The sequence below is a fragment of the Ktedonospora formicarum genome (genome assembly GCF_016587355.1).
GTDB classification, from domain to species: domain Bacteria; phylum Chloroflexota; class Ktedonobacteria; order Ktedonobacterales; family Ktedonobacteraceae; genus Ktedonobacter; species Ktedonobacter formicarum.
In genome coordinates, this window is the sequence record NZ_BNJF01000002.1 from 1,006,548 (window position 1) to 1,027,173 (window position 20,626).

Below are 20,626 nucleotides of genomic sequence, written 5' to 3' on the forward strand. Positions count from 1 at the left end.
TGACAGATAAAGAGTTCTGATGTATGCTTGTGATGGAGGGCAACGGGTGGATGTTCTTTAGGGTGTGTAAACCCGTGCAGGCGAGCAAGGAAGTATTATAGTCGTGGCGCGGCTCGCCATTACTGGCGCTACCTGGTCTAAATGTTTACCTGGGAGAGCGAGATGACAACAGCGAGTTTTCCAGTCACTTTATTCAAACGCTTCCATCGCCTGCAATGGAAATTGACGATATCCTATCTTCTAACGAGTGTGATTGTCCTGTGCCTGATGGAAATGCTGGTTCTATTCATAAGTATGATCCTTTTCGTGAGTAATGACCATGCGACGCTTGTAAAACGAACTCAGCTTCTTGCGCGCATTGTAACCTCTTCGCAGGCTCCAGCGAGTTCGCGTCAGCAACAACTACAGGCGGCGTGGGCGCTGTGCCAGGAGAGCGACTCGACATTTCGAGGCTATATTGCCACTGTCGATGCTAGCGGGAAAGTGGTTTCTGTGGCAGGTGATTATAATACCGTGTTGGGGCAAGATTTGCTCCCTGATCTGCCAGTCACCATCCAGCATAATGTACAGGACGTGCTCTCCCCTTCCTCGATATCCACGAGTAATGCAATGCGTACTCTGTCGGATCAGGATCGAGTGTACATTGTGGCTCCTCTTTCAGGGAGCCTTTCGGGCCATGAAGCGCTTGTGATACAAGCGCAATATATGCGAACGAATCTCACTACAGGCCTTAACATCCTACTCTTCTTTGGTGTAAGCGCTCTGGTCTTCTTTTTTGGCGCGGGTGTGGTGGGCCTTGCTTTCGGTGTCGTTACCGCTCGCGGTTTGGTAAAGCGTCTTCAGCGTATAGTGACTGCGGTTGATGGTTGGAGTCAGGGGGATTTCTCGACCTTTGTGCGGGATCGCTCTAATGATGAACTGGGGCAGTTAGCACGTCGCCTTAACTATATGGCGCAACAGTTGCAACGCCTGCTCAGGACGCGCCAGGATTTGGCGACACTTCAAGAACGCAATCGTCTAGCGCGTGACCTGCACGATAGTGTCAAACAGCAAGTCTTCGCTGCTTCATTGCAGGTAAGTACAGCAAGGGCACTTGTAGAGCGTGACACGTCTGTCGCGAAGACACATCTGGCATCTGTTGAGCGATTGGTGCGCCAGGCCCAACGCGAATTGACCACCCTTATTCATGAGCTACGCCCGGTGGCGTTGGAGGGGAGAAGCCTGGCGGAGGCTGTACGGACTTATGTGAATACCTGGCAAGAGCAAACCAGCGTCTCCGTTGTATTGGAGTTAAGCGGCGACGAGGAGCCATCTCCGGCGCTTGAGGATGCCCTTTTCCGTATTGTGCAGGAAGGGCTGGCGAATGTAGCGCGCCATAGTCAGGCAACTGAGGTCACTCTGTGCCTGGACTGCAATACAACTGTCACATTCTCTCTTCGCGATAATGGAAAGGGTTTTGCTGTTCGGGAGCGAGACTCTCTTGGCATCGGCCTCTCCTCCATGCGCGAACGCATTCAGGTCCTTGGCGGTGATATAGAGATTCAGAGCGAGATTGGCAAGGGTACCACGATCATAGTTCAATGTGATCATACCGCATCTTACTAGTATATGTAGCCACATCGCTTGAGCGGTAACTTTAAAGGGAGAGCAATTAGAGTATGTCAGAGATTGAATCCATTACTATTCTCATTGTGGATGATCATGCCATCGTGCGCGAGGGTATACGCGCCTTTCTGTCCATTCAACCTGATTGCAGCGTTATTGGGGAAGCTGAGTCAGGTGAAGTCGCGGTGCGTATGGCAGCAGAGCTAGTTCCTGATGTTATCCTCATGGACCTGATGATGCCTGGCATTGATGGCGTGGAAACCACGCGTCGCCTCAAGCAGGTAAGCCCGCATTCACAGGTAATTGTCCTGACCTCTTTCCATAATGATGAGCACATTTTTCCTGCTCTGCGCGCGGGTGCGCTCTCCTATGTCCTCAAAGAGATCTCGCCTGATGAACTGGTAGAGGTTGTGCGCAAGGCTGTGCGTGGAGAATCTATGTTGCACCCTCGTGTTGCCGCGCGCGTGGTACAGGAGGTCCGTGGAACCAGGGGAGAGGCTCCCAATCCTTTTGTCGAACTGAGCGAGCGCGAACTGGAGGTCTTACGCCTGATTGCTAATGGACGTTCTAATGCCGATATCGCGGTGGAACTTGTTATCAGTGAGAAGACAGTCAAGGGGCATGTGAGCAATATCCTGAGCAAACTTCACGTAATGGATCGCACCCAGGCTGCCGTCTTCGCGTGGCAACAGGGCCTCCTTCACCGCGATTGAGTATCGTTCCTAAGACTTGCCTACAACGAGACCACAGACGCATCCATATAACGCCTGTTTGCCTTATCCTTTCCTCAAAGGAGGAATGAAGGATAATGAAATCTAAAGCTATGCGAGGTACATTCAATACCTCTCTGCAATGGGGAAGATGGTCAGGATATGCTGCCTGTGCCTGGGCGCTGCTCTTCGCGGCTGCTCATGTCTATTGGGCCTGTGGAGGTAACATTGGTCTTGCCCCTGAAACTAGTCAAGAGGCTAGTGTACAGTTTAGCGCCAATCCCTGGCTCTATGTTGTCGGATGGGGATTGAATATTGCTCTATTTGTTATCGAGGCCCTGTTTCCCCTGACTTTGGTCTGGTCGGGAAAATCCCAATGGGTAGCGCTGATCGCAGGCTATGTAGGCATGATCTTGTTCGCGATGGACAGCTTGTTGTTTGCCCATGAGATTTCTGGATGTCTACTAGCTCTAGGGGTCTGTGCGCTTGGTATAATAGTTGGTCTCTTGCGCCCACGGAACCAGAGTGTATCGCGGTGGATGGTCCTCTTTGCGACCTGGGCATTTGGTATTGGAATGTCACTCTATGGTTGTGGGTATTGTAGTATCCCACTATGGCATCTTTTTGGTGCCAGTAGCTTCTTGCAAGCACCCTATGCCTTACTCTACGGCTCAATCTGGCTAACGGGCGGCATCCTATTCCAGGTTAGTGCCTGGCTTGGCGGGCTAGAATAATTGCTTCAACCCACTGTGAGAATTCATTGAGTGAATGAAAGAGAGGCTATAATCTACAAGCCCTGTAGATTACAGCCTCTCTTTCAAATGTAGACGCAGCATTTCAGCCTACACCTACATACGCAGAAGCGTGGTAGTTAGGCAAACTGCCAGGGGGTGATGAGGGCGCGTTGGCGCTCATACTCCGCGATCTTATCCTGCATGTGGAGCGTGCGGCCTACCGCGTCGAGCCCTAGCAGTAGCGCTTCCTTGCGATAGCTATCGATCTCAAAAGAGATGACGCGCCCGGAAGGCGTCGTGATGGTCTGCTCCTCAAGCTTGACAGCGAGGGTATAGCCCTCGTTCGCATTGATCTCCTCAAAGAGCGATTGTACTGTCTCTGTATCCAGAACAATTGGTAGGGCACCGATATTGAGGCAGTTATTATAGAAGATATCGGCGAAGCTTGGCGCGATGATGGTGCGGAAACCATATTCCGCCAGCGCCCAGGGGGCGTGCTCACGAGATGAGCCACAGCCGAAGTTTTCGCGAGCTACCAGAATGCTCGCTCCCTGATAACGTGGGCGATTCAGCTCAAAGTCGGGATTGGGAGTTTTGAGCGTCTCGTCCAGGTAGCGCCAGTGCGAGAAGAGTCCTTCCGCGAAGCCTGTACGTGCGACGGAGGTAAGGTACTGTGCGGGAATGATCGCGTCGGTGTCGACATTAGCGCGTTCCAGTGGCATCACAATGCCAGTGTGTTCGGTGAATGCTTGCATAGCTGTAACTCCTTTATTCGAAAACCTGAGCGCGTGAGCGCTAGTCGCGCTAGCGACGTTGGTTTTCGTATCAACCCTATTCCCACGTGCGAACGTCGACAAAATGGCCCGCGATAGCGGCTGCGGCTGCCATAGCGGGGCTGACGAGATGGGTGCGACCACCTTTACCCTGGCGACCCTCGAAGTTGCGGTTCGAGGTGCTGGCGCAGCGCTCTTCAGGGGCGAGTCGGTCACCATTCATGGCGATACACATGCTACAACCGGGCTCGCGCCACTCAAAGCCTGCATCCTTAAAGATCTGGTCTAGCCCTTCCTGTTCTGCCTGGTGCTTGACCAGTCCACTCCCTGGCACGACCATCGCCTGCACATGTTCTGCAACCTTCTTGCCCTTGACCATTGTGGCGGCGATACGCAAATCTTCGAGGCGGCTATTTGTACAGCTACCGATGAAGACGCGATCAAGCTTGATCTCTTGCATAGGTGTTCCAGACTTTAGCCCCATGTATTCCAGGGCGCGGCGCGCGATGGCAGGATCGGAGAAGTCTTCGGGTTCAGGCACGATGCCAGTCACAGGTGAGACCATAGCAGGTGTTGTGCCCCATGTCACCTGGGGAATCATACCCTCAGTTGTCAGATTGTATTGCTTGTCGTAGGATGCTCCGTCGTCAGTCTTGAGCATCTGCCAGTAAGCGACAGCCTTCTCCCATGCTTCATCCTTGGGAGCGAAGGGGCGACCCTGTAAGAATTGGAAGGTCGTCTCGTCCGGCGCGACCATGCCAGCGCGCGCGCCAGCCTCAATCGCCATATTGCAGAGCGTCATGCGACCCTCCATCGAGAGCGAGCGAATGGCTGAACCCGTGAACTCGATGCAGTGACCCGTCCCTGCGCCTGTCCCAATCTTACCAATGACGAAGAGGGCAAGGTCTTTAGCAGTACAACCCTGGGGAATCTCGCCTTCGACACGTACCTCCATCGCCTTCGGACGACTCTGGCGCAAGGTCTGGCTAGCAAGCACATGCTCAACCTCGCTGGTGCCAATGCCGAAAGCCAGCGCGCCGAACGCGCCATGTGTGGCGGTATGGCTGTCGCCGCACACAATTGTCATGCCGGGTAGAGTGATGCCCTGTTCAGGCGCGGTAACATGAACAATACCATTGCGCGCGTCGTCAACGCCAAAAAAGTTGATGCCAGCTTCCTTGACGTTCTTCTCAAGAGTTTGAATCTGAAGTGCGGCCTTGGCATCGAGGACGGGTATGCTACTGCGTTTGCCTTGAGCCTGTACTGGTGTAGTAGGGATGCTATGATCGACAACGCCGAAGGTAGCGTCTGGACGGCGTACACGTCGGTTCGCCTGCCAGAGTGCCGCGAAGGACTGGGGAGAGGTAACCTCATGTACGAGGTGGCGATCAATGTATAAAAGTGTGCCCTGTCCGGGTTCCTCGCTGATCGCGTGCGCTTCCCATATCTTTTCGAAGAGTGTGCGTGGACGTGAAGATGTGGCCTGATCCATAAGCAAATAAAACCTTCTTTCCTGCTGTGGATACGTGCTTTGCATAGTAGTATACAGGGGCTGGTATGATATGTCTAATACCTAAATTTCGTAATTGTGATAACATTAAGGCATCAAGTCTGAATGTGCATGGATGGGCTCGCTATATGAGCTCTCAGGGAGCAGCATGGAATTTCGTCAATTAACATATTTTCTCACGGCGGCGCAGACACAGAATTTTCGCAAGGCTGCCGACCTCTGTTATGTGGCACAACCCGCGCTTAGTCGGCAGATTGCTGCCCTGGAAGAAGAGCTTGGTATCACACTCTTCAGGCGTGTCAAGCAGCGCGTTGTTCTGACTCCCGCCGGGCAAGAATTCGCCAACTATGTCAAGAGTGCCCTTGATACCTTACAGCAGGGGCAGTTCGCGATGTCGCGTTTACAGCAAGGGCAGGGTGGCACTCTGAGCATTGGCTGTAATGAATCATTGGCTACGGCTCTCTTGCCTGAAGTTTTTTCGCGCTTTCGTGGTCAGTATCCCGATGTCCGTATGAAGGTTAGCGTCAACCGTACTGATGAGGTTATCTCTCTGGTTGAACAGGGGGAAGTTGATCTGGGGTTGATCTTCGACCCCGATGTGCGCTCTGAGATTGTTGTCTTACAGGAACTCTTTCGCCAGCAATTGCAAGTGCTGGTCTCATCAGAGCATCCATTGGCTCGTCAGGAGCCGCGAGAGATCACATTGAGTCGTGCCCTGGAAGAGCCTCTCATCCTGCTCGACGAATCTGCACGCCTGCGCAAAGTACTCGACCGAATCTTCTTGCAGCGTGGATTTGTTATCAGTCCCAGCGTCGAGATCAGTTCTGTAGAAGGGCTCAAGGAACTGGTGCGTCATGGGAGTGGCATTACTCTTATCTCGCCGGCTCTGATGCGTTCGGCGCACCATGAGGGTCTGACTCTGCTACCTATCTCCGACCTACAAGAGGAATTTATCTATGCCCTTGTCTACCGTCGCTTCGGTACCCTCTCGCTCCTGGCGCGCCAGTTTATTGATATCGTGCTTAAGACGAAGACCCTCACGGAGTAGGTTCATATTACGTGTTGAAGGGGCCAGATCAGCACGCTTAGCTGGTGTGCGTAATGCAGGATTGGTTGAGTGTCGGGAAGGGTAATACCGTGTGGCTTCGTCATCGTATCGCGAATGGTTTCCAATTCGGCCTCCCAGAGGGGCCAGCGTAGGTGGTGAATGTTGCCGCGATAGAGATGTCCATGTCTATCCTGGGCATAGAGGCAGTAGCGCTCAGTGAACCATTCCTCTACAGAGCCTGGTTGGGTCTTTGCTTCACGGGTCAGGGGACGATAGCGTGCCTCATACTCGGCTTGTGCCGCTCCGCGATGGGTGCGGACACTGGTGTAGTGCGTCGTATCACCCCTATGCTCAACCTTCATGTGTGCGTTGAAGTAGGGAAGATGAAAGAAGGTGCGTGCGGTCGCGACCATAATGGGATTGCTGGCATCGAGGCTGAAGAAATAAACACCAGGCAGATCACCCGCGCGCACATAGGTACGTACATTCAGTTCAATCATCGCTGAAAGGCCGGGAGCTTCCGGTAGCCCACGCAAGCGAATATGTGCCATGGAGAAAGGCACGATGCCTATCCAGCACTCACCACCAAAGGTATCTAATTCCAGTGCCGGAGGGATTAGCGGACGTAGCTTATCTGGCGCGATGGGCCAGTGTGAGAAGAGCAAATCCTTCCAATCCTGCGTCATTACCCAATCTGTACTGGGCAGAGGATAAGGACGATGCGCTATCTCCTGAAGTACACTGCGTTGATTCACGTCAATCTCTACCTTTATATAAGTGATTATCTTTTGTGTAAGTATTATGCCTAAGAGATGTCCAGGCGTCAAACTACGGGTAGAGAGATTTTCAAAATGACATTAATGGTAACTCTATCATCGAATCGGGAAGGCTTCATGATATTTTTCGTACCATTCATTAGTAAATAACTCCTGTGGATCATATTGAGATTTTCGTGTGAATAACGTGTGGATTTCAGGATACATGCTTATCAGCTGAGATTGGGAATAATAGCTTCCGTAACATAGGTAATATCTGGCCTTGATCGAGATTAAATACTCTATGAGTTCGCTGGTGAATGCCTGGAGTGTTTGGATCTCCTTGCTCCTTCGAGATACTTTATAATAGACTACAAAGCCGTACATATTAGTTTGGGCATAAGAAACTAACGCATTCGTATCCTGGGTTACTTTCCTGATCGTAACATTCAAGAGATTTATGTTGTGCTTGTGTAAGAGTCTTTTATAGTTTTCAAGAAAATCCCTGGTCTGTTCGGTGGGAATAAAGTATTCCTGGAGAATATCTGTTGTCTGGGGATCAGGATTCTGTAGAAAACGTACAGGAACAGCCATAGCCGTATTTCTGCTCACTGTTTTTGGATCAACCAGCGGGGTGAGGCGCTTTTCTAACTCCCAACGTAAGATCTTTCCCATGTTGCTTGCTCTAGATGCCTGAAAGACGACTTTACGCAACCAGATGCTATTCTCTCCCTGGAGATCATCTGCTGGTTGGGGTAGTGATTTGGACTCTGAGTAGTTATAGATAAGGCCCTCGGTGAGAAAGTGCTCACGATCAACCGAAAGATGTGCCTCAATCAGCCGATTCGCGGGATCTTTCCCCAGTTCTTCCAGTTTTTCTATGACTGAGTCGGTTTGAGTTGGAATGAGCGAAAATACGTAGCCGTTGTTTTGGGTGGTTCTCAAGTTAACTTCGGTAATAATCCCCAGAATTCCATAGCCGCCAATCACTGCTGCAAACAAATTGCTTTGTTGTGTCCTATCACATCGGATTTCTCTTCCATCTGCCATCACCAGTTTCACATAATTGACGCTTTCGATCAACGACCCATAGCGGGGATCTTTGCCATGAGTATTAACGCTTAGAGAACCACCAACTGAGAAGATATTAGAATCCTGCATAACTCTTACGGCTCGACCATGTGGGGAAAGGGTCATTTGAATTTGCTTCCAGGTAGCACCAGGGCCGACTGTGATCGTTTGGTCAGAGTTGTTGTAGCGCACCGCATCCATATGGGTCATATCAAGATGCAATGTGCCTGAGCCAAGGGCCTGTCCTCCCATACTATGCCTGATACCTGAGAGCGAGATCTTTCGTCCACTCAAGCGTGCATCTCTTACAGCCTGGATAACTTCGGCAACCGCCCTGGGAGAGCGTAGTTCATTGACGATACTACTTGTCAGATGGCTAGCGTCCTGTAGGTGATGAGAGATAGGAGGCGCAAGTGTCAGTTTTAGCCCGGCGCCGTTAGAGGGTAACAGATCGCTTAACCACCACTGTCGAGATGGATCATCCCAGAAATAGGTTTTAATAAAGAGCCCTCCTGCCGCCAGTGCAAGAGCGGTTTGTGGGAGCATTCTGAAAAAGCGTCTTCGTCGTTGCACATCTTGCTGCTTATGGCTTCTAACTAGTTGAACCTCATAAGTTACCCAGAGCACTGAGCCATTAATCAACATGAGTAGGATCATGCCACTTGTTCCGATGGCGGGTGTTGGTAGCCACACTAGCGTTCCCAGCCAGAAGAGAACATAGTAGAGACAAGCCAGGGTAATGATCACTAGTGGAAAGGCGATTACTGCCGTTATCCATTTCTCGCTTATCAATAGATCTATCACTGCCAGCGCGACGATCAATGGAAGCCAGGAGTAGATATCTATGACGGCCATACCGGCGAAAAAATCCAGGAAAAACCAGACCATACCCAGAACAACTGAGCCAATAGCAAGCAAGATGCAGACGGGAGGGCTGAATATCGTTTGCTTGGTAAAGCTAGCCAGCCCATGAATACGAGGAAACAACGAGCGTAGTGACATCGGAAGTCCCTTCCTCCGCCTCTATTAGCGATCCAGTCGCTGATAGAGGCGATCCAAATTTATTCTCTGTAGAATATACACAGGGATGCAGGAGGTAAGGGGGTGTCATCTGTCCCATTTCTTTATCGAGTTTTATCAGACTCTAGCCAGGGAAATCCGCTGGTATTCCGTGCGTACCGAGCGTGTGCGAGAGTTCGCCGCCATGGTGCAGATCATGTTCCATCACATGCCACACAACCCAGGCGCGTGACAGTTCAACCTGTTTGCCATCATACTCATCAGGGAAGGTTTGTTGCATCTCATCTGAACTCCAGCGAGCCATACAGTCCGCCATGAATTGCCAGGTGTGATCAAGGCCATGAGCTATCTCTGTGGCGGTTGGGGCATTAGCGCCTTGTTTCATCAGCGCATCATCATCCCAATCCGCGTACATCTTCAGCTCTATGCCACGGGGTTCACCCATGAAAGCGGCGAACCAGTAGGCGCGGCAACTGACGACATGCATAGCAATCTCTCTAATAGAGCGTAGGTTCGGCGCGGTTCGTAGTCCAAGCTGTTCGGAGGTAAGGGGGGCGATTGCTCCTTTGATACGGTCCTGATACTCTTTCCAGGAGCTATAGAACGTTGAGACCGTAAAATTGTCTTCAGCCATGAGCTATTTCTCCTTGTGATGCATAGACTTCCTCTTGTTTCTCTTAGTCTAACAGCGAATGCGGTTGAAATCCGACCTGTTTCTCTTGATTCTAGCTTGTTTCTAAATGAGAGCATTATTATTGATGGCATAATTATTTTCTACAAAAGTAAACTTGTTTATTTTTTCTTGACTATTTTGAATGTGCGAACTATACTAGTAAAAGTAAACGCGTTTACTTTGATATGGTAGCAAAACAGAGCGGCACTAATGGAGGTGGTATGCAAGAAGAGCCAGATGGCAAAAGGACGAGGAAGGGTGAACATGCACGCCAGCGTATTCTGGAAAGTGCTCTCTCCTTGTTTGGATCCAGGGGATATGAAGAGACCACAATGCGGGAGATCGCGGCGGCGGCGGGTTATTCACCAGGGCTTACCTACCGCTATTTTGCGAGCAAGGAAGAACTTGTGCTGGGGCTCTATAAAAATCTGTGTACAGATCTGGAATTCTTCACACATAGCTTGCCTATTTGCCCGCTCCCTGAGCGGTTTCATATGATGGTGACTAAACAAATGGAATTGATGACTCCCTATCGTGAAGCTCTAAGCGCCCTTTTTGGTTCCGCTCTCAATACACGCTCCAGTGTAGGTGTGTTTAGTAAGAATACGGAAGCTATTCGTTTCCGTGGCAGAGAAACCTATCTGATTGTTATTCAAGAGGCTAAAGATGCGCCAAAGGAGCCTCAGTGTGAAGATCTGGCGACCATACTCTATGGCACACACTTGGCGCTGGTGCTTTTCTGGCTCATCGATGAAAGTCGGGGTGCATGGAGGTCTCGTCTCCTGCTTGCGTTCCTGCGCGATATGCTCAAATTAATGCAGCCGCTTCTCTGGCTTCCCCCCATTGTCCAGGCGTTGGCGCGGCTAGCCGCCATTCTTGGTCCATTGTTAGGTGACAAGAGGCAAACAGCGTTGTTCTCTCAGCCTTCGGATGAGGGTGACCCACAGTTGTAAAGAGAAAGGACTCGATTTATGCTCTTCTCTCGCTCAGTGCATGCTCAACTCGTTGAACGGTTCATCTTTAACTTCCGGGTAAAACCTGATGTTCTTGCCTCCCATTTACCAGTTTCTTATCTCCACCCCCAGGTCTTACAAGGCTGGAGTGTAGTGTCATTCTGTTTTCTGAAGCTAGAGCATGTTATGATCTCATCACTGCCATCATGGCTTGGCTTAAAGACGATATCCTGCGCGTATCGTTGTGGAGTTAGTTGGAGTCGTGATACTTTTGGTAGTGAGCCTGTGCCATCTGTCTATGTTTTTGGGCGATATGCGGATCATGCCTTGATCTCCCACCTTGGGCCATGTGTATTCTCAAGTACTCTTCCCCATATAGATGTGTCTCTCTCTGAGGATGATAATGTCCGAACTCTTCGTGTATCTGATAACAATCAACAGTGTTTGTTTTCCGCTTCGATCCAGCCAACCGCCTCCCAGAGCGAATGGAATTCCCAGGTATTCGCTTCCCTTGAATCTTTCGTTCGTTTCATAGAGCTAGGTCTGACAAGCTATGCATCCTCAAGCAGCGGAGAAGCGCTATTACGAATTGACCTGCAAGAGCAAGGCACACAGTATGAAGCTATTAATGCCACTGTGATTCATAGCTCACCAGATACTGCCTGGCCCAATTCTGAGTTGATCTTTGACAGTGCTGTACGTGCGACCGGAGGACTTTACAAATGGACATATCGCGGCATCTATCGGTAGAATCCCCCTCATCTCTATCAAAAGCGTGTTAACTAGGGCTTTTTCAATATTGTGATTCCTGAACCTCTCACAAATGTTGAGAATGGATTCCTGCTCTCCTCGTTGTCTGTGATGGTAGTGTTAAAGTGTCAGAAGCAAAGAGCTTGATTCCCAAATCGTTCACATTCGTATCTCTGATCCAAACTGTGATATACTTAAATCTGCATTTGCTTCAGATAGTTTCTAAGGTCTTATGAGAAAACCAACCCCCGTACGGGGGCATAGCGCCGCTGTCGCTGCTAGTGTGAACTCCTTATCGATCCTCTGAGCGCGCAGCGCTAGCTGCCGTCCAGGCAGCGTTGAGGGTCGTTTCAAGACGAAAGCACTCAGGTTTTCTTGTAAGGAGTAAAGAGAGTAGAGACGCATGTTACCCCTCAACTCACAGCACAATAATGTGAACAAGGTGTATACCCACATCCTCTAATGTGAGTACCCTTGTGGACTGATAGATTGCAACCTCGACGAACAAAACCGTGTCTATCCCTGGATGACGGTTAGTTTAATATTGTCCTGCATCCCCAAATGTTCGTCGAATGTTACCGTTTAAACATAGCTTTTTGTCATCACCAGCCACGGGTGGTCCTCGCCCGTGGTCTTTTTATCCCCATCATCCTCGCGGTGATATAGCTTCCCTTAGCGTATCACGCCTAATGTGATGCTCTTATTGATTACGGTCGAGCGCTACCCGTAGCAGTTGTTGCTGTGAAAGGAGCGCTCTATGCGCTGTCAAATAGTAAGCCTTCAGTCTTACCTCTTGCTGAATTGCCATTTGTTGAGAGGGGGCGAAGATGCCTAGAAGAACCGTCTTCCGGCGTTTAGCCCATATATCGCTGAACCAAGAGATAAGGGAACGGTATCTGATGACGTTCTCTGCGCGCTGGCTCTATCATCATATCCAGCACTTCCCTATGTTGACCTCCGAGGCGCTGTTCGGTAATCAGAGGCCCCTGGAGTTAGAGATTGGCTGCGGTTTCGGCGAATTCCTCTGCGCACTTGCCGAGGCCAACCCTACCGCCAATTTCCTTGGCATTGATATCTCAGAGTCATCGCTCCTGCAAGCAGCCTCTCAGGCTGCAAAGCTTAACCTGATGAATATCAAGTTTATTGCTGCCAATGCTCGCCAGCTTTATCCGCTGTTTGCACCTGATTCCTTGCAGGCCGTTTATCTACATTTCCCCGATCCCAACCGGAGACGCAAATTCCGCAAGCGGCAAATTTTTACGCCGGTGTTGCTGGATACTGTCTCGCGAGCCTTACGCCCAGATGGTTATTTAAGTGTGATGACGGATCATAGCGAGTACTTCCATGAAATGCTCGAACTCATAGAGCAGGATCATCGCTTTGAGAAGACTCATGCTGAGAGGTACCTATCTGGCTTTGGCGCACCCATCATATCGCGCTACCAACGCCTCTGGGAGCGTCATGGATTGCCAACCCTGCGTTTTGAAGTACGTAGGCGCTTGTAGTCAATGATACATATAGCCAGGAGCATAGCGGAGGGACTTACACTCACTCCGCTATGCTCCGCCTCTTCTCAGCCTGTGCCTAATACTGCTTTAAGAACTGGTAAGTGTCAGTCAACCGATTCTATAAGTGCTTACAACGCGAAGGCTCATAAAGTGCTTACAACGCGAAGGCTCATAATTCTCAGGAATTATTTGATGGCTTATTGGCTCGTACTGCTCGTGCTGGCAACCTACGTTCGAGCCAGAGCATGCTTATACCCGAAGCGGATATCAATATCACCAACAGTATCCATGGTAGAGTAGGCGTTACCACATATAGGAGTGAAAAGAGTGCTGGTGCCAAGGCACTGGCAATCCCCCATACGAATTCGTACGTTGCCAGATAGCGCCCACGTTGGCTTGCTGGAGCTAGATCAGCAATCAGAGCGCTTACGGCTGGACCATACAGTAAAGATGCCAGGGTGTGAATAGCTACGGCAAGGAAGAGGTAGGGTATGAGTATAGTGCGAGAGATGAGCAGTGCTATTGCAAAAAAGCTACATGATACTCCCCATGTAAGTGCAGCCGCTCCTATAGATCTGGTGCGGCGATATGGTTCCAGAATTCGAACAACGAGCGTTTGACCGCCGATGATCAGGAGCGAATTGAGCATCAAAGCAGACCCCGGTATCCAGCCTGGGGCATGAACTGCTTCGGTTACATAGACTGGGAGAGCTATCGTTAGCATCAAGGCACAGAGAGGAAAGGTGACATTGCAAAGCAAAAAAACAAGGAACAGGTGGTTTTGCCAGATGGTTCCAACAGGTTCCTTTGCTACTTGCATATGATGTCTTTGTTCTGGCTCTGGCAAACGCAGCAAAAGACAACCTGCCACCAGGTAACAGAGCGCACTACACCCTATCAGTAGATGATACATGTCTGGATTATTCGTTGCCATGACAAAGCCTGCTAGAAACCCTCCGATGCCCAGGCCGATATTACGTATGGCTCCAACAAGTCCAAACCAGCGATCCCGCTCATGAGGAGAGGCTATATCCACGATAAGCGAGGCACTTGCCGCGAAGAATACTCTGCTCCCCATTGTTACCAGAAATGCCGTACCAAACAAGGAAGAAAGCGTATGCACGAAGAGATAGCCAAGAAAACCGAACGCCTGGATGATTTGGCTAATAGCGGTTATATGTCGAGCGCCAAATCGATCTACCAGATTTCCTGTAATCAGCGACAATGGAAGTGTGCAGACAGTAGCGATAGTCAGGGTTAGCCCGATGGCTGGCAATGGTAGGTTGGCTGTGACTTGAAAGTAGAGAACTGAAAGCGGTAGAAAGAGTCCCGCTCCAAATGCATCAACGATCAATACTAGCAGAAATCCGTATTTACCCCGTGTTTCCGGAAAACCAAAGTGGTCTTTCCATTTGCTCATATATCTTCTCCTCCAAACGAAAAGAAGAGGAGCTGGCGGCTACCTTTTTGGTAGCTTGCCAGCTCCTCTTCTTTAGAAAACAAGCTCCTTGAAATATAGGATGCTTGCTTAGATTTCGGTGCTTCTTATGTGTTTGACACGTTAAGAAGCCAGAGGAAAGTGGGTAACACCCACAAGAGAGATCGCTCTATAAGAATATTTAGCGCTATAAATGCTCTGGGATAAGCGCTTTTGATATCAGGAGCGTTTCCCGGCTGGAATGGCTATAGAAACAATGAACCCAATTGATAATATACTGTCGCCAGATGCGGCCAGGCTGTTTGGTGAGCCGGGCCACATCTGGCGGCATATTTATCACGCGTAAGAGCGTTTCGCCTGGAGACTAACCTTTGACGGAGCCAGCCAGGATACCGCGAACGAAGAAACGCTGCATTGAGAAGAAGACTACCAGGGGCAGCGCCATTGAGATAAAGGCCGCTGCGGTCAAAACCTGATAGTTATTGCCGTACGTGTTCACAAGGTTAGCAATCGACAGTGTCATAGGTGCGCTCTGTGGATTACCACCCAGGAAGATCAGAGAGATTAATAGATCATTCCAGACCCACATAAACTGGAAGATTGCTAGCGAAGCCAGAGCTGGAACCGAGAGCGGGAGAATGATGCTAAAGAAGACGCGCACATGTGATGCGCCATCGATATGTGCCGACTCCATCAAGTCGCCAGGAAGCGCGGCGAAGAAGTTGCGTAGCAGGTAGATGGAGAAGGGCAGACCGAACGCGGTATGCGCGATCCAGACAGCGGCATACTGTCCCGTCAATCCCAGGTCGGTATACAGGTACAGGACTGGAACCAGCGAAATCTGGAGCGGAATAATCTGTAAGGCCACAATGCCCAGGAAGATCCAGTTACGGCCAGGGAAGTTCATCCAGGCAAAGGCATATGCCGCGAAAGCCCCTAGAATCAAAGGCAAAATGGTTCCCGGTACCGCGATAATGATGCTATTGAGAAATGCCTGACCGAAGCCCTGAGCATGAATAACGTCCGCATAATTCTGAAGCGTGAAGGCCCAGGGAGGAACCAGCCCGCTCCACCAGCCACTTGTATTAATATCCGTACCGGGTCGGAATGAGCTCACAAAGAGTCCAAAAGTGGGGACGGACCACAGAAGTCCAATGACTACCGCGAGCGCCGTAAAGAGGCCATTGCTCACGCCTCGGACCAGATAGCGGCTCATCTTCTGGCGCTCAAGATCCCGTATCTGGGCTTCGCGCGAAGGAACTGTTATCTGCTCTGATTTTGTTATGCTCATCGCATTGCCTCCTCAGCCTTCATACGGCGGACATTAATATACATGACGGGAATAATCGTGATCAGCAGGATCACTGCTAGCGCGCTTGACTGGCCATAATTACTGAATGTGAATAACTGATTATAGAACTCCAATGCCACCACATCGGTCTTGAAGTTGCCACCAGTCATAACATATACCACGTCAAAGATCTTGAGGATATTGATAATCATGGTCGTAACGACGACAGCCATTGTACCCTGAATCATTGGAATGGTAATGCGCCAGAACATCACGAAGCGACTAGCGCCATCAATCTTAGCGGCCTCAATGATCTCATCGGGAATACCTTTCAGCGCTGCTGAAAGAATGACCATGCAGAAGCCTGCCCACATCCAGGTGTAAACGATAATCAGCATAAAATTGCTGATATTGGGGTCCTGTAGCCAGGCGTGTGGCTGCCCACCAAAGAGAGTCGTGATAGCGTTGAGCAAGCCAGTCTGTGTCTGACCTGCCGGGTCAAACTTATAGACGAAGCGCCAGATAACGCCAGCAGCTACAAAAGAGATCGCCATTGGGAGGAAGAGAGCCGATTTGACAACGCTCTCAACCTTGACGCGATCAACCATGACAGCGATGATCAGGCCCAATCCAACTGTCAGGATGGTCGCCAGAACCAACCAGATCAAATTGTTTTTCAACACTTCGAGCATGGTTGCATTGGTAAAAATGCGCTGATAGTTCCTGAGACCGACAAACTCAATGGAATTTTTATCCAAAAAGCTCAGATAGACGGTGTACAGTAAAGGATAGATGAAAAAGGTAAGATCCAGTATCAGAGCGGGCGCGACCCAGATCCAGGCCGGCCAATAGATGGGGCTGCGGCCCTTTTGTGAGCGGGCCACGGCTAGTTGTTTTGCCATTTCCCTGCATCCTTTGCTATTGCAAGGGTTGTGCAGTCATCCTATGCTATTTCCACACAACCAGCTTCACTTCTTAACTATTAAGTCGCCAGGTGAAGGGATCGAGAAAGCGAGGAGCGTTATCGACCCTTTCACTATCCTGAGTTGGCTGGAGAAGCCAGCTTATAGATGAGCCTAACTCCTCCGACCAACTAAAGCCAACTAGGACTCGTAAGCCTGTTGTGCTGTGCTTTCCAGTGACTGTAGAATGCTATCCAACTGTGATGGATCGCTAACAAACGAGACCATGCCCTTCCAGTACGCAGTTTGCAGGGCGGCGGGTAGCAGGTCGCCAGCGCCGATCCTGAAGGATGTGGCATTGAGCATCTGCTGAGCAGCCAGGCGAACGACATCATTGGGATAGAGGTTCAGATCAACTTTCTTGTTGACGGAGGTCGCGCCGCCGCGTTTGACCCAGATGGACTGGCCTTCAGCCGATGACATGAATTCCGCGAACTGGCGTGTGCCGTCGTTATCTTTGAAGGCTGCCAGGATGTCGACGCCACCAGTGACGGCTCCCTTGTACTTGGGATCGATGGTGGGGAAGTTGAAGAAGGTGAAGTCCTCGCCGGCCTTCAGCTTCGGATACTGTGCGCTGATGAAACCAGAGGCGAAGTCGCCCAGGTAGTACATGTAAGCCTTCGCGGGACTTGAGAATGGCTGGTAAGAAGCATCCTGGAAGTTGGTCGCCACAATGGCCTGAGGAGCACCGTTGATGTAGTGCTTGCCAGTCACGATCTTGCCGAACATCGAGATAGCGTCTTTAATGCTGGCGTGTGTCCAGGGGATCTTATGGCTGGTCCACTGGTCATACATCTCAGGGCCATACTTGTTGATGTAGATCTCTGCGACCCAGTCGGTAGCAGGCCAACCGCTAGAGGCCGCGCTCTCAATGCCCATTGACCAGGGGTATTTGCCCTGACCCGCGATCTTGTCAGAGAGGGCGATCATAGCATCCCAGGTTTCGGGAATAGTGCCGCCAACTTCCTTGAAGCTTTTGGGGCTATACCAGATGGTGCCCTTGGTGTTGGCCTTGGGAAGCACACCGTAGAGGTGATCCTGGAATGAGGCCACATCGATCCAGGTCTGCGAGTACTCCTCTTTGATTTTGTTCATGTCGATGAACGGATCAAATGCTATCAGCTTGTTCTGGCCCGCCAGTTCATGGAACTTGTCGATGCTAGGCATACCAGCCATATCTGGTGGGTTGTTGCCTTTGAGGCGAGTCGTCAAGACGGCATTGGTGTCGCGAGTGGACTCAATGTTGACCTTGATGTTGGTTTTCTGGGTGAAAGCCGATGTGATAGCTTTGAAGGAATCCAGTTCTTCACCGCTCCACTGCCCCAAAATGTCAATGCTGCTGACTTTGGCAGGTGTACCATTGGTTGTGTTAGGAGCACCCCCACAGGCTGCCAGCAAGGCTGAGGCCGCGCTGACACTGAGACCGGCTGCCGTAGCCTTTTGTAGAAACTCGCGACGTGGCATACTCTGCGTAGCAAAGTTCTCGACGAGTTGATCCAGGTCCTTCCGTTTTTGACGGTTGAAGATTGCCATTAGACCCTCCTCGCGCTAAAGAGCGCATCATGTAAATATATATTCGTAAATGGGTTGGTATCAATCATTGATACTGACCCAGAAAAGTGTCAACAAGAATCCGCGACAGGGACTTTTACGACCCTGAATGTCGAAGTTGGAAATGATTGCTAGTGTAGTGTTATTTATCCAACGGCCTTCCAAATCTGGATGGTTTTATCCCAGCTGCCCGAAGCGATCTGCCTGCCATTTGGAGACCAGGCCAGGGTAGTGACGATATCAGTATGGCCGTTGAAGGTCAGGCGTGTAGTGCCGTCATCAGCGTTCCAAACTTGAACCAGATTATCGAATCCTCCAGAGGCAATTTCGTTGCCATTGGGAGACCAGGCTAGGGCGTTAATTTCTTTTGAATGCCCTGTATAGGTCAGGTAGAGCTTGCCTGTAGTGGCATCCCAAACTTGTACTGAATTATCGCGACCGCCAGAAGCGATCTTAGTGCCATCAGGAGACCATGCCAGAGCATTTATAGGATGTCCCGGTGTGGTAATGTAGTTGTAGTTGAGATAAGTGAAACCGGTTTTCGCATCCCAGACCATGACATTCGTGTCGCGACCGCCAGAAGCGATCTTAGTGCCATCAGGAGACCATGCCAGGGTATTCACAAAGTCAACATGTTTTGTATAGTTGATGAGGCGCTGCCCGGTAAAAGCTTGCCAGACCTGGACGGTATGATCCCAGCTGCCCGAAGCAATATATAGCCCATTGGGAGACCATGCCACAGTGCTTACCTCTTCACGATGTCCGGTATAGGTGAGCATCGTCTTGCCGGTAAAGGCATTCCAGACCTGGACCGTGCGGTCCCAACTGCCCGAGGCGATATATTTTCCATCGGGAGACCATGCCAGAGCATCAACCAGTTCGTTATGCCCTGCGTAGATGTTGACAAGCTCGCCCGATTTGGCTTTCCAGACTCGAATTGTGTGATCCCAACTGCCCGAAGCGACATATTGTCCATCAGGGGACCACGCGACCACGCTTACGAAACCATTGTGCTGGCGGTAAATCAGTGAGGCTGTACCTGACTGGTTGGCGCGGCTCACCGATGCGTAGTAGAGCTGTCCCAGTAGAACGACACAAATCAGGATGCTTGCTACCGTGAGTAACGGAAAAGTTTTCTGTATGGTACGAAAAAATGAACGGCGTTGGATTGGATAATCGTGTCGAGATATTCGTGAGCGACGAATATCCATCACTGGCGATGCATGTATTTTCTCATTGTTATTATATTGCTCAATGAGAAGAGATATGCGTGGGATTGGCTTGACCGCTGGCTCTGGCAGGCTTTTAAGAGCGACTACGAGCAGCTGATAATCGTGTTGCGCCTCTCGGCAGGCCGCGCAAGTTGCTACATGAGCGTCTAGCGTTTCCCGTTCGCAGGCGGACAGATCTTCGCGTTTGCGCGCCAATTGTTCCGCCCATCTGGCACATGGGGCTTGCGCGTTCATCGCTTCTTTCCTCCTTTGCGTACTGGACGTGCAGACCCTTCATGCTTGAGATATATCTGGCGCAGGTCTTCTAATCCTCGACTTACATACTTACTCACGCTGGTTTCCTTCATATCTAACAAGGTTGCGATCTTACTCTGTGGAAGATCTTCGATAAGATATAAAATAAGACAAGGACGATAGGTCGGGGATACTTTTACGAGTGCGGCCCGTAAGAGTTCAATGTCTTCGACTCTCTTCTCCGGCCCTTCTACATATGGTTCACTCGCCTGCTCCAGGTAGTTTTCTAGTGATATCTCTTTCTGGCGTTTTGCATATTTCTTTTGGTAAGTATAGGCACAATTGGTCGCGATGCGATATAGCCAGCCAACGAAGCTGACTGGCGAACGCAGCCCAGGCAAAGATGACCAAACTTTAACGAAGGTTTCTTGAGTCAGCTCGCAGCCAATACCATCATTGCCTACCATGCGACTCAAGTATCTGCATATTTGGCTGTTGTAGCGTTCATAAAGTGCCTCAAAGGCCCTGATGTTTCCTCTTTGAGCCTGGACAACGAGAATTTCCATCTCGGCATCGTCAGTGGGCGCTTCGACCTTTTGATTTGCGCCCGAGAATGTGCGATCCTCGATCAGATACGACATTGTTACGCTCCTTGCAAACAGACACCTTCGTCTTTTTCTTCCTCGTTCAATTAGTGCATTTATGTTTAATTATTGCGTTAATGAGAATGCTTACCTGATATGTATCCTCTCCTAATTGCCCTCTCATTAGTAAAGACTCTCAATATATGGAAAATCTGACAGCAAAT

The 20,626-nt window shown here is 50.3% G+C and carries 18 protein-coding genes; 7 read left to right on the top strand and 11 right to left on the bottom strand.

The genetic code is table 11. The annotated features are described in order from the left end of the window. Positions 1-162: 162 nt before the first annotated feature. The 3 genes from K3T82_RS23175 to K3T82_RS23185 all read left to right on the top strand — a co-directional run bounded on the left by K3T82_RS23175 (position 163) and on the right by K3T82_RS23185 (position 3,049). Positions 163-1,605, top strand: coding sequence for a HAMP domain-containing sensor histidine kinase (locus K3T82_RS23175; protein ID WP_220195927.1), 1,443 nt, complete (start codon positions 163-165; stop codon positions 1,603-1,605). A gap of 53 nt (positions 1,606-1,658) precedes the next feature. Continuing rightward, positions 1,659-2,318 (top strand): response regulator, encoded by a 660-nt coding sequence (locus K3T82_RS23180; protein WP_220195928.1) that lies wholly within the window; start codon positions 1,659-1,661, stop codon positions 2,316-2,318. A 95-nt stretch (positions 2,319-2,413) separates the two neighbouring features. After that, on the top strand, positions 2,414-3,049 hold the full coding sequence (locus tag K3T82_RS23185) for a hypothetical protein (RefSeq protein WP_220195929.1): 636 nt from the start codon (positions 2,414-2,416) through the stop codon (positions 3,047-3,049). 137 nt (positions 3,050-3,186) lie between these two features. Here the strand turns inward: K3T82_RS23185 and leuD are convergent, their stop codons facing one another. Both leuD and leuC read right to left on the bottom strand, forming a co-directional pair. Further along, the gene (leuD, locus tag K3T82_RS23190) at positions 3,187-3,804 is read right to left on the bottom strand and encodes a 3-isopropylmalate dehydratase small subunit (RefSeq protein WP_220195930.1); all 618 of its coding nucleotides are present in this window, start codon (positions 3,802-3,804) and stop codon (positions 3,187-3,189) included. A 76-nt stretch (positions 3,805-3,880) separates the two neighbouring features. Further along, the gene (leuC, locus tag K3T82_RS23195; protein WP_220195931.1) at positions 3,881-5,314 is read right to left on the bottom strand and encodes a 3-isopropylmalate dehydratase large subunit; all 1,434 of its coding nucleotides are present in this window, start codon (positions 5,312-5,314) and stop codon (positions 3,881-3,883) included. A 166-nt stretch (positions 5,315-5,480) separates the two neighbouring features. Here leuC and K3T82_RS23200 point away from each other — a divergent pair, with 166 nt between their 5' ends. Then, positions 5,481-6,380: a LysR family transcriptional regulator gene (locus K3T82_RS23200; RefSeq protein WP_220195932.1), complete on the top strand. Its 900-nt coding sequence runs from the start codon at positions 5,481-5,483 to the stop codon at positions 6,378-6,380. 2 nt (positions 6,381-6,382) lie between these two features. On the opposite strand, the gene K3T82_RS23205 is transcribed toward K3T82_RS23200, so the two are convergent. The 3 genes from K3T82_RS23205 to K3T82_RS23215 all read right to left on the bottom strand — a co-directional run bounded on the left by K3T82_RS23205 (position 6,383) and on the right by K3T82_RS23215 (position 9,860). After that, the gene (locus K3T82_RS23205; RefSeq protein WP_236031457.1) at positions 6,383-7,135 is read right to left on the bottom strand and encodes a YqjF family protein; all 753 of its coding nucleotides are present in this window, start codon (positions 7,133-7,135) and stop codon (positions 6,383-6,385) included. 117 nt (positions 7,136-7,252) lie between these two features. Then, positions 7,253-9,208: an FAD-binding oxidoreductase gene (locus K3T82_RS23210; RefSeq protein WP_220195933.1), complete on the bottom strand. Its 1,956-nt coding sequence runs from the start codon at positions 9,206-9,208 to the stop codon at positions 7,253-7,255. 142 nt (positions 9,209-9,350) lie between these two features. Next, the gene (locus K3T82_RS23215; RefSeq protein WP_220195934.1) at positions 9,351-9,860 is read right to left on the bottom strand and encodes a DinB family protein; all 510 of its coding nucleotides are present in this window, start codon (positions 9,858-9,860) and stop codon (positions 9,351-9,353) included. Positions 9,861-10,120: 260 nt separating this feature from the next. Between K3T82_RS23215 and K3T82_RS23220 the strand changes: the two genes are divergently transcribed. The 3 genes from K3T82_RS23220 to trmB all read left to right on the top strand — a co-directional run bounded on the left by K3T82_RS23220 (position 10,121) and on the right by trmB (position 13,107). Continuing rightward, the gene (locus tag K3T82_RS23220) at positions 10,121-10,852 is read left to right on the top strand and encodes a TetR/AcrR family transcriptional regulator (RefSeq protein WP_220195935.1); all 732 of its coding nucleotides are present in this window, start codon (positions 10,121-10,123) and stop codon (positions 10,850-10,852) included. Between the two features lie 18 nt (positions 10,853-10,870). Continuing rightward, a complete protein-coding gene (locus K3T82_RS23225) occupies positions 10,871-11,602 on the top strand; it encodes a DUF2071 domain-containing protein (RefSeq protein ID WP_220195936.1) in 732 nt (243 codons plus the stop codon). A gap of 899 nt (positions 11,603-12,501) precedes the next feature. Beyond that, the gene (gene trmB / locus K3T82_RS23230) at positions 12,502-13,107 is read left to right on the top strand and encodes a tRNA (guanosine(46)-N7)-methyltransferase TrmB (RefSeq protein WP_220195937.1); all 606 of its coding nucleotides are present in this window, start codon (positions 12,502-12,504) and stop codon (positions 13,105-13,107) included. A gap of 181 nt (positions 13,108-13,288) precedes the next feature. Here the strand turns inward: trmB and K3T82_RS23235 are convergent, their stop codons facing one another. The 6 genes from K3T82_RS23235 to K3T82_RS23260 form a co-directional block, all read right to left on the bottom strand. Next, positions 13,289-14,530 (bottom strand): MFS transporter, encoded by a 1,242-nt coding sequence (locus tag K3T82_RS23235; protein WP_220195938.1) that lies wholly within the window; start codon positions 14,528-14,530, stop codon positions 13,289-13,291. A gap of 382 nt (positions 14,531-14,912) precedes the next feature. Beyond that, positions 14,913-15,839 (bottom strand): carbohydrate ABC transporter permease, encoded by a 927-nt coding sequence (locus K3T82_RS23240; protein ID WP_220195939.1) that lies wholly within the window; start codon positions 15,837-15,839, stop codon positions 14,913-14,915. After that, complete coding sequence (locus tag K3T82_RS23245) at positions 15,836-16,741, bottom strand: carbohydrate ABC transporter permease (RefSeq protein WP_220195940.1); 906 nt, start codon at positions 16,739-16,741, stop codon at positions 15,836-15,838. Before K3T82_RS23245 ends, K3T82_RS23240 begins: the two co-directional genes overlap by 4 nt. Positions 16,742-16,942: 201 nt before the next feature. Then, positions 16,943-18,334, bottom strand: coding sequence for an ABC transporter substrate-binding protein (locus K3T82_RS23250; RefSeq protein WP_220195941.1), 1,392 nt, complete (start codon positions 18,332-18,334; stop codon positions 16,943-16,945). Positions 18,335-18,498: 164 nt separating this feature from the next. Beyond that, positions 18,499-19,563: a WD40 repeat domain-containing protein gene (locus K3T82_RS23255; protein WP_420799318.1), complete on the bottom strand. Its 1,065-nt coding sequence runs from the start codon at positions 19,561-19,563 to the stop codon at positions 18,499-18,501. A gap of 251 nt (positions 19,564-19,814) precedes the next feature. Next, positions 19,815-20,459, bottom strand: a complete 645-nt coding sequence (locus K3T82_RS23260) for an RNA polymerase sigma factor (RefSeq protein WP_220195943.1) — start codon at positions 20,457-20,459, stop codon at positions 19,815-19,817. Positions 20,460-20,626 lie beyond the last annotated feature (167 nt).